Here is a 14,221-nt window from a genome sequence, read left to right on the forward strand (position 1 = left end):
TTCTCGCTGTGCGAGAATTCGACCTCTCCCCGTAAAGGACGGGGGGAGGTGAAGAAGAACCAAGGAGAACTCCCATGGCCTCGGCACAAGTGATCCGTCTGCATGCCGACGACAGCGTCCTGATCGCACGCGCGAGCCTGCCGCCGGGGCTGGAGGTGACCGACGGCGTCATCACGGTCGATCGCATTCCGGCCGGCCACAAGGTCGCGATCAAGCCGATCGCGACAGGTGAGCCGATCCGGCGCTATGGCCAGATCATCGGCTTCGCGACCCAGCCGATTGCGCCCGGCCAGCACGTGCATACGCAGAACTGCGGCATGGGTGATTTCGCCAAGGACTATGCCTATGGCGTCGACGTCAAGCCGGTGCCGAACTTCGATCTGCCGGCGACCTTCGAGGGCATTCGCCGCGCCGACGGTCGCGTCGCGACGCGCAACTACATCGGCATCCTCACCTCGGTGAATTGCAGCGCCCATGTCGCTGGAATCGTCGCCGACATGTTCAAGAAGAATCCGTTCACCGGCGACAACCCGCTGGCCGATTTCCCGAATGTCGACGGCGTCGTCGCGCTGACCCATAAGACCGGCTGCGGCATGACCCAGGACGAGCCCTTAGCGCTGCTTCGCCGCACGCTCGGCGGCTACGCGCGGCATGTCAATTTCTCCAACGTCATCGTGCTCGGCCTCGGCTGCGAGGTGAACCAGATCGGCGGCCTGATGCAGGAACAGAAGCTCGCCGGCCGCCTGCGTGCGATGGACATCCAGGAGGTCGGCGGCACCCGCAAGACGGTGGAAGCAGGCGTTGCCTTCGTGAGGGAAGCGCTCACCGACGCCAACAAGGTCAAGCGCGAGGCGGTGCCGGCGAGCGAACTCACCGTGGCGCTGCAATGCGGCGGCTCGGATGGTTATTCCGGCGTGTCGGCCAATCCGGCGCTCGGCGCGGCGAGCGACCTGCTGGTCCGTCACGGCGGGACGGTGATCCTCTCCGAGACACCCGAGACCTACGGCGCTGAGCATCTGTTGACCCGTCGCGCCGTCAGCCGCGAGGTCGGCGAGAAGCTGGTCGGCCTGATGCGCTGGTGGGAGGAATACACCCAGCGCGAAGGCGCTGAGATGAACGCCAATCCGAGCCCCGGCAACAAGGCCGGCGGCCTCACCACGATCCTGGAGAAGTCGCTCGGCGCAATGGCCAAGGCCGGCAGCACCAACCTCGTCGACGTCCTGCACTACGCCGAGCCCGTCACCAAGAAGGGTTTTGTGTTCATGGACACGCCCGGCTACGACCCGGTTGCCGCCACCGGACAGGTTGCCGGCGGCGCCAACCTGGTCTGCTTCACCACCGGCCGCGGCAGCGTGTTCGGCTGCAAGCCCGCGCCGTCGATCAAGCTCGCCACCAACACGCCGATGTACAAGCGGATGCAAGACGACATGGACGTCAATTGCGGCACCATCCTCGACGGCGAGGAGAGCGTGCAGGAATGCGGCCAGCGCATCTTCGACCTGATCCTCAAGACTGCCTCGGGCCAGCCGACCAAGAGCGAGAGCTTCGATTTCGGCGGCGCCGAGTTCGCGCCCTGGGTGCTTGGCGCGACGATGTAGCATTCGCGTAGCACGGATGAAGCGCAGCGAAATCCGGGACGCTCGCCGCGGATAAACATCCCCGAATTGCGCTTCGCTCCATCCGGGCTACGGACCGGCGTTTCGATTTGAACGGAGGAAAGATGCGCGTGCGCGGGTTGATTGGATGCCTCGCATTCCTGGCCGCTTTGAGTCTTGGTATCGGTTCGGCCGACGCCGCGACCATCGTGGCGTTTGGCGCGAGCAATACCTACGGCAAGGGCGTGGCGCGCAACCAGGCCTATCCCGCGCAGCTCGAAGCGATCTTGCGGGCGAAGGGTTTGAGCGTCCGGGTCGTGAATGCCGGCATCAATGGCGACACGACGGAAGGGATGCTGCAGCGCCTGGACCGCGCCGTCCCCAACGGGACCCGTGCGGTTATCTTGCAGCCGGGCGGCAATGATCGGCGCAAGGGCAGCCCCGACCGGACCACGGATATCCAGAGTCGCCTCAGTGCCCGTGGCATCGCGGTGATCATGCTTTCCAACGGGATGCTGCACGGCCTCCCGCATCAGCCCGATGGTGTGCATTTGACCCCCGAGGGCTATCATATGCTCGCCGAGCAACTTGCGTCGCAGGTATCCGGCGCGATCGGGCGCTAGTCCCGTAGCCCGCCGCTTGGGCAGTCGCTGCCCGTTGTTAGTGCTTGATGTCGACCGGAACCAGTGTTCTGCTCAAAAAAGCTGCTGGAGTTCTCGGTCCGTGTCGATCTTCGTCGCACTGCATCACGTCACGCACTACAAATACGACCGGCCGATCGATCTCGGGCCTCAGACCATTCGGCTCCGGCCCGCGCCGCATACCCGCACGCCGATCCTGAACTATTCGCTCAAGGTCACGCCATCAAATCACTTCGTGAACTGGCAGCAGGACCCGCAGGGCAATTGGCTGGCGCGCTACGTCTTTCCGGAGAAGACCACCGAGCTCAGGGTCGAGGTCGACTTCACCGCGCAGATGACGGTGGTCAATCCGTTCGACTTCTTTGTCGAGCCCTATGCCGGCAGCTTTCCATTCGAATATCCCGGCGATCTCAAGACCGAGCTTGCGCCTTATCTTGAAACGGACGAGCCCGGGCCATTACTCGCGGCCTACCTGAAGGACATTCCGCGCAAGGCCGACTCGACCGTCAATTTCCTGGTCGAACTGAACGCGCAGCTGCAGAAGAAGATCAGCTACGTCGTCCGCATGGAGACCGGCGTGCAGACCGCGGAGGAGACGCTTGCCGCGGGCTCCGGCTCGTGCCGTGACTCGGCGTGGCTCCTGATCCAGGCGCTGCGCCATCTCGGGCTCGCTGCGCGTTTCGTCTCTGGCTATCTCATCCAGGTCCGGCCGGATATCGATCCGCTCGAAGGGCCGCGTGAGGTCGAAAACGATTTCACCGATCTGCATGCCTGGGCGGAAGTCTATCTGCCGGGCGCGGGCTGGATCGGCTTCGACGTCACCTCGGGCATGCTGACGGGCGAGGGGCATATCCCGGTCTGCGCCACGCCGCATTACCGTTCGGCCACGCCGATATCAGGCACCGCCGGAGCTGCCAATGTCGAGTTCGGCTTCGAGATGAGCGTGACGCGCGTGCGCGAAGCGCCGCGCATCACCAAACCTTTCTCCGATGAATCCTGGGCGCGGCTCGACCAGGTCGGCGAGCTCGTCGATGCCGATCTTGAGGCGCACGACGTGCGGCTGACAATGGGCGGCGAGCCGACCTTCGTCTCGGTCGATGATCTGGAATCGCCGGAATGGAACGTCGCCGCGGTCGGTCCGACCAAGCGCGGGCTCGCCGACGAACTGATCCGCAAGCTGCGCACGCGCTTCGCGCCCGGCGGCCTGCTGCATTACGGCCAGGGCAAATGGTATCCCGGCGAGAGCCTGCCGCGCTGGGCGTTCGGCCTCTATTGGCGCAAGGACGGCAAGCCGATCTGGAAGAACGCCAACCTGATCGCTTCAGTCGAAAATCCGGGCAAGGCTGAGATCGCTGACGCGGAGCGCATCGCAATCGGCATCGCCGCGCGGCTTGGCCTGAAGGCTGATTACGTCATGCCGGCCTTTGAGGACACTGCGTTCTGGCTGGAGCGCGAGGCCGGCCTGCCGGCCAATGTCAGCCCCGCGAATTCCAAACTGACCGATCCGGAAGAGCGCGCGCGGATGGCGCGGGTGTTCGACGAAGGGCTGACCACGCCGAAGGGTTACGTGCTGCCGATCCAGCGCTGGAGCCCGCTGGGCGATCGCGTGCCGGCGCGTTGGCGCAGCGAGCGCTGGAAGATCCGGCGCAGCCATCTGTTTCTGTTTCCGGGCGATTCCCCGCTGGGCTTGCGGCTTCCGATCTCTTCGCTCGAACACGTCCCGCCGGGCGACTTTCCCTACATCATCGAGCAGGATCCGATGGCGTCACGCGATGCAATCGGGGAAATCGATCCGGAGCTGAAGCAGGCGCTCAACGACATTGAAGAGCCGCTGCCGGTGCGCACCGCGATGTCGATCGAGGTGCGCGACGGCGTGCTCTGCGCCTTCATGCCGCCGGTCGAGAAGGTGGAGGACTATCTCGAGCTGATCGCCGCGATCGAGGCCGCGGCCGAACAGCTGCAGCTGCAAGTCCATGTCGAAGGCTACGCGCCGCCGTTCGACCCACGTATCGAGGTGATCAAAGTGACGCCGGATCCCGGCGTGATCGAGATCAACGTGCAGCCGGCACAGAGCTGGATCGAGGCCGTCGACATCACTCTCGGCCTCTATGAGGACTCGGCAAAGACGCGGCTCGGGGCCAACCGTTTCCTGATCGACGGCCGCCATACCGGCACCGGCGGCGGCAACCACATCGTGGTCGGCGGCAGCAAGCCGGAGGATTCGCCGTTCCTGCGCCGGCCCGATCTGTTGAAGAGCCTGGTGCTCTATTGGCAGCGCCATCCGTCGCTGTCCTATCTGTTCTCCGGAATGTTCATCGGCCCGACCAGCCAGGCGCCGCGCATCGACGAGGCGCGGCATGATGGACTTTATGAACTGGAGATCGCGCTATCGCACGTGCCGCCGCCGGGCATGGAGGCGCCGCTGTGGCTGGTCGATCGCCTGTTCCGGCACATCCTGGTCGATATCACCGGCAACACCCATCGCGCCGAGATCTGCATCGACAAGCTCTATTCGCCCGACAGTCCGACCGGCCGGCTCGGCCTGGTCGAATTCCGTGCGCTCGAAATGCCGCCGGATCCGCGGATGTCGCTGGCGCAGCAGCTCTTGATCCGGGCGCTGATCGCAAAGCTGTGGCGCGAGCCGCAGCAGGGCAAGTTCGTACGCTGGGGCACCGCGCTGCATGACCGCTTCATGCTGCCGCACTTCCTCTGGGAGGATTTCCTCGGCGTGCTCGCCGAACTCAAGCAGTTCGGCTACGACGTCGAGCCGGAATGGTATCAGGCCCAGCTCGAATTCCGTTTCCCCGCCTTCGGTCGCATCCATCACGGTGGCGTCGGCCTCGAGCTGCGGCAGGCGCTGGAACCTTGGCATGTGCTGGGCGAAGAGGGCACCGCAGGCGGCACCGTGCGCTACGTCGATTCCTCGGTCGAGCGGTTGCAGGTGAAGGCGACGGGCTTCGTCGAGGGCCGCCACGTCATCACCTGTAACGGCAGGCGGATGCCGATGACCGAGACCGGCCGCGCCGGCGAGGCGGTTGCCGGCGTGCGCTTCAAGGCCTGGCAGCCGGCCTCCGGCCTGCATCCGACCATCCCCGTGCACGCGCCGTTGACGTTCGACCTGATCGATACCTGGAACAGCCGCTCGCTCGGCGGCTGCGTCTATCATGTCGCCCATCCCGGCGGCCGCAACTACGAGACCAAGCCGGTCAATTCCTACGAGGCCGAGGCGCGGCGGCTGGCGCGCTTCCAGGAGCACGGGCATACGCCCGGCAGGATAGAACCACCGCCAGAGGAACGCACAATTGAGTTTCCCTTGACCCTCGACTTGCGGACGCCGCTCCTGCAGTAATTGGGTGCAGGGGAAGTGCAATGACCGCATCGGGTGGCCAAGGAAGCAGTCAAGAGAGCAGGGCCCGTCCCGGTCAGCGCCGGATGGCGCAATGGACCCGCGACTATGTCCGGTTGCCCGGCATTCCCGATGAATACATCGCCGAGAACGGCGCGCCGCGGCCGGTCTGGGCGCGCTTCTTCGACGCCTTTGCCGGGCTGTCGCCGGCCGATATCGAGCGGCGCTTTGCCTCCGCCGACCGCCATCTGCGCGAGGCCGGCGTTACCTATCGCGCGCCGGGCGACACTTCCGACCGGATCTGGCCGCTCAGCCATCTGCCGCTGATCATCGATGCGGCCGACTGGCGGCAACTCGCCGCCGGTGTCGCGCAACGCGCCCAGCTATTGGAAATGGTGCTGGCCGATCTCTACGGCGATGGCCGTCTCGTCGCCGAAGGCGCGATTCCCGCCGCAGCGATCGCCGGCAGCAGCGAGTATCTGCGCGCGGTCAGCGGCATCAAGCCGCCCGGCGGCCGCTATCTGCATCTCTATGCTGCCGACATCGGTCGCGGGCCTGACGGCCGCTGGTGGGTGCTCGGCGATCGCACCCAGGCGCCGTCGGGCGCGGGCTATGCGCTGGAAAACCGCCTGGTGCTGTCGCGCGCCTTTTCCAACCTCTACAAGTCGATGAATGTCGAGCGCGTCGCACCGTTCTTCGAGGCGTTCCGCGATTCACTCCGCGCCAGCGCCGACCGCGACGAGCCGCGGATCGGCCTGCTGACGCCCGGCGCGTTCAGCGAGACCTATTTCGAGCATGCCACGCTCGCGCGCTATCTCGGCTTCCTGCTGGTCGAGGGCGACGACCTCGCGGTCTCCGGCGACCGCATCCACATCCGCACCGTCGCAGGCCTGAAGCGGCTCGACGTGCTGCTGCGTCGGGTCGATTCCAACATGCTCGATCCGCTCGAGCTCGACGCCTCCTCCTATCTCGGCGTGCCCGGGCTCGTCGAGGTGCTGCGCAAGAGCGGCGTCGTGGTCGCCAATATGCCGGGCTCGGGCGTGATGGAGGCGAGGGCGTTGCTCGGCTTCCTGCCCAATCTCTGCCGCCGTCTGCTCTCTGAAGACCTGATGATGCCGCATATCGCGACCTGGTGGTGCGGCCAGAAGTCCGCCCGCGAGCAGGTGCTGTCGCGGCTCGACGAATTCGCAATCGAGGGCGCCTATGGCCGCGGCGTTGCGGATTTTCCAGGCCATGGGCCGGTGCTGCCGGGCGAATTGTCGGCTGCGGACCGCGACCGCCTGAAGGATGCGATCAGCCATCGCGGCATCGACTACGTCGGACAGGAACTGGTGCGCCTGTCCACGACGCCGGTGTGGGAGGACGGCCGCATCGCGCCGCGTCCCTTTGTGCTGCGGGTATTCGCGGCGGCGACGCCGAACGGCTGGACCGTGCTGCCCGGTGGTTTCTGCCGGATTGCCGATCGCGCGGATGCGCGCGCGGTGTCGATGGGCGATGGCGCAGTGTCCGCTGACGTCTGGGTGGTCTCCGACAAGGCGGTTGCGACCTCGACCTTGCTGCCGGCGGTCGACACCGTCCGCATCCGCCGCATTGCCGGCGTGCTGCCGAGCCGCGCGGCCGATAATCTGTTCTGGCTCGGCCGCTATCTCGAGCGCGCTGAGGCGACCATTCGGCTGATCCGCGCGCTGTGCACGCCGCTGCGCGATCCGGCGCGGGTGAATGCGACCGGCCCGACACCGGCGATGCATTCGGCCGAGCGCATCCAGCGCATGCTGGTCACCTGGGGCGCGGCGTCGCAGACTGCGCGCGCCAATCCCGCCAAGGTCGCGCTCGAAGCGTTGCAGAGCGAGGAGAAGTTCGGCTCGGCGTTGTCGCTGGTGCGGTCGGCGCAGCGCACGGCAACCTCGCTTCGTGAGCGGCTGTCGCCGGATGCCTGGCAGGTCATCACCGAGATGGCGGATCGCCTCGCGATCGAGGTTCACGACGACGACGGCGTCGTCAGCGCCGCCGAGCTGACCTTGCAGGAGCTCGCAAGCTTCGCCGGCCTCGCGCAGGAGAACATGAACCGCGCCGCCGGCTGGCGCTTCCTCGAGATGGGCCGCCGCGCCGAACGCGCCATCAACACCACGCGCTTTGCCCGCCAGTTCGCTTATGACGAAGCCGGCGACGAGGATCTCGACGTTCTGCTGACGCTGGTCGACTGCCAGATCACCTACCGCTCGCGCTATCTGGTGCAGCCGCTGCTGACGCCGGTGCGCGATCTTGCCGTGCTCGACCCCTATAATCCGCGCTCGGTCGCATTCCAGGTCGCGGCGCTGAACGAACATATCGCCGCGCTGCCAAGCCTGAAGGAGCACGGCCTGATCGAGCGGCCGCAGCGGCTCGCGGTCGCGCTCGAGGCGATGTTGACGACGGCCGAAGCCGGTAGTCTCGACGTCAAGACGCTGTTTGCGCTGGAGCAGGACCTGCTCAACCTCGCCGACTCAGTCGGGCTGCATTATTTCCCGCACGGGCCGAACGCCAGCCGGCCGGAGAAGCTCACGGGGCTGGCGTGATCTACGACATCCGTCACGTCACGACCTACAGCTACGAGACCCAAGTCAGCTTCGCGCGCTGCTCGCTGCGGCTGGAGCCGATCACCGGCGACGGGCAGCAGCTGGTTTCCCATTCGGTCGAGATACGTCCCAAGCCCGCGGAGCGCACCGCGCGGCGCGACTTCTTCGGCACGCTGACCGAAAGCGTCCTGATCGAGACCGCGCATCGCAGTCTTCGGATCGATTCGCGCTCGCGGGTCTCGGTGGCGCGGCAGCCGCCGCCCCGCGACGCGGCGAGCCTGCCCTGGGAGGACGTGCGCGACAGCGCATTCGAGGCGTTGAGCCTCGATGCAACCTCGCCCGTCGGCTACGTCTTCGCCAGCGGGCTGGTGCCGGTGCTGCGGCCGGTGACGGCCTACGCCTCCGCGAGTTTTTCGCCTGGCAGCGGCATCCTTGCCGGTACAGCTGATTTGATGCGCCGCATCCGTGGCGACTTCAAATACGATCCCAAAGCGACTGTGATCTCGACGCCGCTTCGCGACGTGTTCGAAAAGCGCCACGGCGTCTGCCAGGATTTTGCCCATGTGATGATCGCCGGGCTTCGCGGCCTCGGTCTGCCGGCCGCCTATGTCAGCGGTTATCTGCGCACCATTCCGCCGCCGGGCCAGCCGCGGCTGCAGGGCGCGGACGCAACCCACGCCTGGGTGTCGGTCTGGTGCGGCAGCGAGCTCGGCTGGGTCGGGTTCGATCCGACCAACGATCTCATGGTCGCCAACGACCACATCATTCTCGCCATCGGCCGCGACTTCGCCGACGTCTCTCCGGTCGACGGCGTCATCGTCGGCGCACGCAAGCAGAAGCTCAGCGTCGCCGTCGACGTGGTGCCCGTGGAGTGAGCCGTGGGGGGCGGGCGCGTGCGACCACGCCGCCGCCATCGCGATCAGGCGACCTGCCGCTTGCCCGATTTGTCCCACCCGATCGGGCTGACGATGACGCGGTCGCGGCCTTCATGCTTGGCTTGATAGAGCGCGAGGTCCGCGGCCTTGAGCAGATCGCGCGAGGTGCGCTCGTGATCCGGGACGAGGCACGACAATCCGATGCTGATGGTCGGCAACTCGTGCTCGGATTCGCGCGCCGCGGTCAGCTTTGCGCGAATCTGTTCGGCAACCTCCAATGCGCCCGCCTTGCCGATGCCGGGCAGCAGCACCGAAAACTCCTCGCCGCCATAGCGCGCGCCGAGATCGGTTGCGCGCTTGGTGCTGGCTGCGATGCAGCGTCCCACCGTGGCGAGCACAGCGTCGCCGGCCTGATGGCCGTAGGTGTCATTGAAGGTCTTGAAATGATCGACGTCGATCATCAGAAGCGATACCGGCGACTTTGCGCGCATGCCACGCCGCCATTCGACGTCGAGCGTATCGTCGAGGCGGCGGCGGTTGGCGAGGCCGGTCAGCGCGTCGGTGTTCGCGAGGTGCGCAAGCCGGCCTTCCGCGGCGGCCCGCCGTTTGAGCGCGGCCAGCAGATAGAACATCAAAACGATCGAGAAGCCGCAGAGCGCCGCCACCACGCTTCCGATCAGCCAGAGCTGTTGCCACCAGTCGGCATAGATGCCGTCGAGCGCGAGGCCCTCGGCGATTAGCAGCGGATGGTGTCCGACTGCCTGAAAGACATAGAGCCGGCTGACGTGATCGACGAGCGATTTCGTCATGTAGGAGCCGGATTGCCGCGCCGGGAACTGCTTGAAGACCTGTGAGTCCCTGATGCTTTGCCCGATCTTGCCGATGTCGAACGGTGCCCGCATCAGCATGACGCCATCGGTGTTGAACAGCGCCATGCTGTCGCCGAGGCCGAAGCTCAGCTTGCGAAACAGATTGTGGAAATAGCTGAGCCGCATGCTGCCCGCGACGACGCCGGCAAAGGACCCGTCGTCATTGCTGATGCGGCGGCTCAGGCTGATCAGATATTCGCCGTCTGGAGTCACCCAGGGAGCGCTGATGAACAGTCCGCTGTCGGCTCGCGCCTGATGCACCCGGAAGAAGTCCCGATCGGCGAAATTTGCGGTCCGCGGCGTCAATGTCCGGGAATCGAGCATGACGTCTCCAGCCGCATTCAGCACGAGGATCGAGCCGAGATCCTTGGCGGTGGCGGCGCGGTCGAACAGCACGACCTGGCGAAGCTCCGGGCTGATCTTGCCGAGCTCCGGCAGCCTGACGCCGTCGGCGACCGCCTGCAGTGACAGGTCATAGAGCTCGATGTTGCGGTCGATCTCGCTGGCGATGGAGGCGACAAGGTTGGTCGCGCCTTCCTTGGCATGCTGATAGTCCTTGCCGGCCATCTCCCAGAGAATGGACGCGCAGATCGCCGAAAAGCACAAGACGAGACCGATCCCGAGCGCGAGGAGCCGTTTGGTCGGCACCGCCTTCGGCCTTGGCAACAGCCCGTTCATTGCTCGCTTCCACTTCCCCGCGCCCCCGCGCTCTGTCCGTTTCTATAGGGGCATCAAATTGAGAAAGGCGACCTCAACCACAGGCAATTTGCGCCCATGCGTTGCGATAGTCTTAACCATTCCGGATTGGTCGGAACCTGCTGCGGGACCCGGACAGACTGCCTGATCCGTTCAGGTTCCGGACCGTCGCAGATCCTCAGCGGCGTCGCTGCGCAAGTTGCGGAAGAACTGCTCGACCTCGCGCGACAGCGTCTCGGCGGTTGCGGTCAGATCGTTCGATGCCGCGAGCACCGATTCCGCCGCCTTGCTGGTCTGGTCCATGTCGTCGCGGAGCGAGCCGACATTCGTCACCAGGGTTTCGTTGCCCTGGGCGGCCATCTGCGCGTTGGCGGAGATTTCGCGCGTGGCTGCATCCTGCTGGCTGATTGCGCTTGCGATGTTGGCGGTGACGTTGCTGATCTCGCGCACGGCCTGGCCGATCTCGCGCACGGCGGCCACCGAGTTGCGGGTCGAAGCCTGGATCAGGCCGACATTCTCGCTGATCTCGGCGGTTGCCTTGGCGGTCTGCCCGGCCAGCGCCTTGACCTCGTGCGCAACGACCGCGAAGCCGCGGCCGGCATCGCCGGCGCGGGCGGCTTCGATGGTGGCGTTGAGCGCGAGCAGGTTGGTCTGCTCGGCGATCGCCTGGATCAGGTTCAGCACGCCGTCGATGCGCTGGGTGGTGGCGGCAAGGCTCTCGATCTCGGTGATCGACCGGTCGGTGCGTGCACCTGCCTGATCGACCGCGCCGGACGACTGCTTGACCTGGCGGCCGATCTCCTCGACCGAGGCGGAGAGCTCTTCGGCTGCACTCGCCACCGCCGACACGTTGCTCGAGGCTTGTTCGGTCGCGCCTGCCGCCGCCATCGTCCGGCCGCTGGCGTCCGTCGCGACGGTCGCGATGGTCTGCGCGGTTTGACGCATCGTGGCAGCGTTGTCGTGCACCGCGCGGATCACCTCACCGATGGTGCCGCGGAACGTCTCGACGAAGCTCTCGATATGCCGGCCGCGGGCATCGCGGGCCTGGGAGTCCTGCACGACTTGCGCGTTCAGGCTGCGATTGCGATCCATCGCCTCCTGGAAGACCTTGATGGCGCGTGCCAGCGCGCCGATTTCATCGCTGCGCCCGGCATGCGGCACGTCGACATGGTCGGCGCCCTCGGCGACGTGCTTGATGGTCGTGGTGATCTGCGACAGTGGCCGCGCCACCGAGCGGGCGATGATCAGCACGCCGAGCACCACCACGATCAGGGCCGCTGCACCGAGCCCGGTCAGCAGCAGCGCCAGCTCGCGGTTGGTGTCGGTCTGCCGTGCCAGCTTCTTGCTGCGCTCGGCGTAGACCTTGGACAGCGCCTCGAGGTCCTTGTTCAATGCGGTGCGCACGTCGCGGTTGGCGTCGTTGTCGCCCCACTCGCGCCCGGCGGCGGCGCCGATTTCGATGCCGCGGCGGACCAGCTCTTTCCGGAACTCGACGAACTGCTCGATGCGCTGCTTGAACACCGTGAACTGCGCGGCGTCGTCGGCCTGCACCAGGGTTTCCCAGTTCTTCACCACGCCGAGGATGCGGTCGTTGAACGCCAGCAGCCCGGCGCCGTATTTCTTCACTGCCGTAGGGTCGGTCGACATGTAGACGCCGCGGGATTCCATCACCACCGCATAGACCAGCGAGTTGACCCGCTCGACATTGAGCGCGGCGCGGCTTGCGAGGTCGACGGCCTCGGTCAGCTCGGCATTGCGCCGCGCGTTGTAGTCGGACAGCACTGTGATGGCCGCGGTCAGCGCCGCAATCAGCGCAAACGTCGAGTACAGCCTGGCAGCAAGCGAGAATCGGGATGCCATTGAAGGCCGGGATGTGGGGATGGGGGATGTGACGGGGGGCTGCATGAGGGCACTCCAAGAGGCCGGGGAGTACCTTCGGCCGACTAAAGCTTATGCAAAATCTTCATGGACAATCTCTTAACGCGTGCGTTCTGTGTCGCCGCAACCGTTAAAATCTCTAAATAATACCAATGTCTTATGAGCGGCTTCGCGGCGACCGGGTGGCGGCGGCTTGCCGCCGTGTTGAATGACGGACCGCCATCATCCTCATTCATCAACATCCCCTCGGCACACCGGGCGAAGCTGATGGCACGACTTTCGCAAAGAGGTGCTAGGTTACGCCGTCCCCAGCCTCGACGCGAATTCCCCATGCTCTATCGTCACACCATCGACGCCACCAATTATGCATTCGACGATCTGCGCATCCTGCTTGCCAAGGCCTCGCCGCCGCGGTCCGGCGACCGGCTGGCCGGCATCGCGGCCGACAGCGCCGCGGAGATGATCGCCGCGCGGCTCGCGCTTGCCAACGTTCCGCTCAAGCAGTTCCTCGATGAGCCCGTCATCCCCTATGAGGACGACAAAGTCACCCGCCTGATCCTCGACAGCCACGACGTTGCCGGCTTCCTGCCGGTGTCGTCGCTCACCGTCGGCGGCTTCCGCGACTGGCTGCTGTCGGATGCCGCCACCGGTGACGCGATCAACCGGATCTCGCGCGGCATCACGCCGGAGATGGTGGCGGCGGCGTCGAAGCTGATGCGCAACCAGGATCTGATCCTGGTCGCGAAGAAATGCGAGGTGACGACCCGCTTCCGCAACACCATCGGCTTGCGCGGGCGCATGAGCACGCGACTGCAGCCGAACCATCCGTTCGACGATGTCAAGGGCATCACCGCCTCGATCCTCGACGGGCTGCTGCTCGGGTCCGGCGATGCCTGCATCGGCATCAATCCGGCGAGCGACGATCCGAACGTCATCGGCGGCCTGCTGCGGCTGCTGGACGACGTCATCACGCGGCTCGGGATTCCGACGCAGGGCTGCGTGCTGACCCATGTCACGACCACGCTCGGCCTGATCGGGCAGGGGCTGCCGGTCGATCTCGTGTTCCAGTCGATCGCCGGTACCGAGGCGGCGAACCGCAGTTTCGGCGTCGACCTCTCGTTGCTCCGGGAGGCACGGGAAGCCGGGCTGTCGCTTCGCCGCGGCACGGTCGGCGACAATGTGATGTATTTCGAGACCGGGCAGGGCTCGGCACTGTCGGCCAACGCCCATCACCAGGTCGACCAGCAGACCTGCGAGGTGCGGGCCTATGCGGTGGCGCGGGCGTTCGATCCGCTGCTTGTCAATAGCGTGGTCGGCTTCATCGGTCCGGAATACCTCTATGACGGCAAGGAAATCATCCGCGCCGGGCTCGAGGATCATTTCTGCGGCAAGCTGCTCGGCCTGCCGCTCGGGATCGACGTTTGCTACACCAACCACGCCGAGGCCGATCAGGACGACATGGACAATCTCCTGACGCTGCTTGCGGCGGCCGGCGTGAACTTCATCATGGGCGTGCCGGGCGCCGATGACGTGATGCTGAACTATCAGTCGACATCGTTTCACGATGCGCTCTACATCCGCGACCTGTTCGGTGTGAGGCGGGCGCCCGAATTCGACGACTGGCTCGCGCGCGTCGGCCTTGCCGGGCAGGACTTCCGCCTCGTTGCCGATGCGGGGCAGCTGCCCGACCTCGCCGCCAGGCTCCTGAGCTGACGGGATAGCGAAATTCTGCAGAGCAACTATCTCACCGTTGTGACGTTGGTAAG

General features: G+C 65.8%; 8 protein-coding genes. 6 read left to right on the forward strand and 2 right to left on the reverse strand.

What is annotated here, in order from left to right; genetic code table 11:
* The first annotated feature begins 74 nt into the window (after nucleotides 1–74).
* The 5 genes from ACVIGA_RS34585 (at nucleotide 75) to ACVIGA_RS34605 (ending at nucleotide 9,012) form a co-directional block, all read left to right on the forward strand.
* Nucleotides 75–1,598, forward strand: a complete 1,524-nt coding sequence (locus tag ACVIGA_RS34585; protein ID WP_456669536.1) for a UxaA family hydrolase — start codon at nucleotides 75–77, stop codon at nucleotides 1,596–1,598.
* 122 nt (nucleotides 1,599–1,720) lie between these two features.
* Nucleotides 1,721–2,218: a GDSL-type esterase/lipase family protein gene (locus ACVIGA_RS34590; protein WP_456669537.1), complete on the forward strand. Its 498-nt coding sequence runs from the start codon at nucleotides 1,721–1,723 to the stop codon at nucleotides 2,216–2,218.
* A 100-nt stretch (nucleotides 2,219–2,318) separates the two neighbouring features.
* Entirely contained in the window at nucleotides 2,319–5,585 is a 3,267-nt protein-coding gene (locus ACVIGA_RS34595; RefSeq protein ID WP_456669538.1) for a transglutaminase family protein, read from the forward strand.
* A gap of 20 nt (nucleotides 5,586–5,605) precedes the next feature.
* Nucleotides 5,606–8,137: a circularly permuted type 2 ATP-grasp protein gene (locus ACVIGA_RS34600; RefSeq protein WP_456669539.1), complete on the forward strand. Its 2,532-nt coding sequence runs from the start codon at nucleotides 5,606–5,608 to the stop codon at nucleotides 8,135–8,137.
* The gene (locus tag ACVIGA_RS34605; RefSeq protein WP_456669540.1) at nucleotides 8,134–9,012 is read left to right on the forward strand and encodes a transglutaminase family protein; all 879 of its coding nucleotides are present in this window, start codon (nucleotides 8,134–8,136) and stop codon (nucleotides 9,010–9,012) included. Before ACVIGA_RS34600 ends, ACVIGA_RS34605 begins: the two co-directional genes overlap by 4 nt.
* Nucleotides 9,013–9,056: 44 nt before the next feature.
* Here ACVIGA_RS34605 and ACVIGA_RS34610 read toward each other — a convergent pair whose 3' ends face one another.
* Both ACVIGA_RS34610 and ACVIGA_RS34615 read right to left on the reverse strand, forming a co-directional pair.
* Nucleotides 9,057–10,559, reverse strand: coding sequence for a sensor domain-containing diguanylate cyclase (locus tag ACVIGA_RS34610; protein ID WP_456669541.1), 1,503 nt, complete (start codon nucleotides 10,557–10,559; stop codon nucleotides 9,057–9,059).
* 171 nt (nucleotides 10,560–10,730) lie between these two features.
* Nucleotides 10,731–12,437 carry a methyl-accepting chemotaxis protein gene (locus tag ACVIGA_RS34615; protein WP_456669542.1) on the reverse strand — a complete coding sequence of 569 codons (1,707 nt, stop codon included), beginning with the start codon at nucleotides 12,435–12,437 and terminating at the stop codon, nucleotides 10,731–10,733.
* 348 nt (nucleotides 12,438–12,785) lie between these two features.
* Between ACVIGA_RS34615 and ACVIGA_RS34620 the strand changes: the two genes are divergently transcribed.
* Nucleotides 12,786–14,168, forward strand: a complete 1,383-nt coding sequence (locus ACVIGA_RS34620; RefSeq protein ID WP_456669543.1) for an ethanolamine ammonia-lyase subunit EutB — start codon at nucleotides 12,786–12,788, stop codon at nucleotides 14,166–14,168.
* Nucleotides 14,169–14,221 lie beyond the last annotated feature (53 nt).

The sequence above is a fragment of the Bradyrhizobium sp. USDA 3240 genome, from assembly GCF_054063295.1.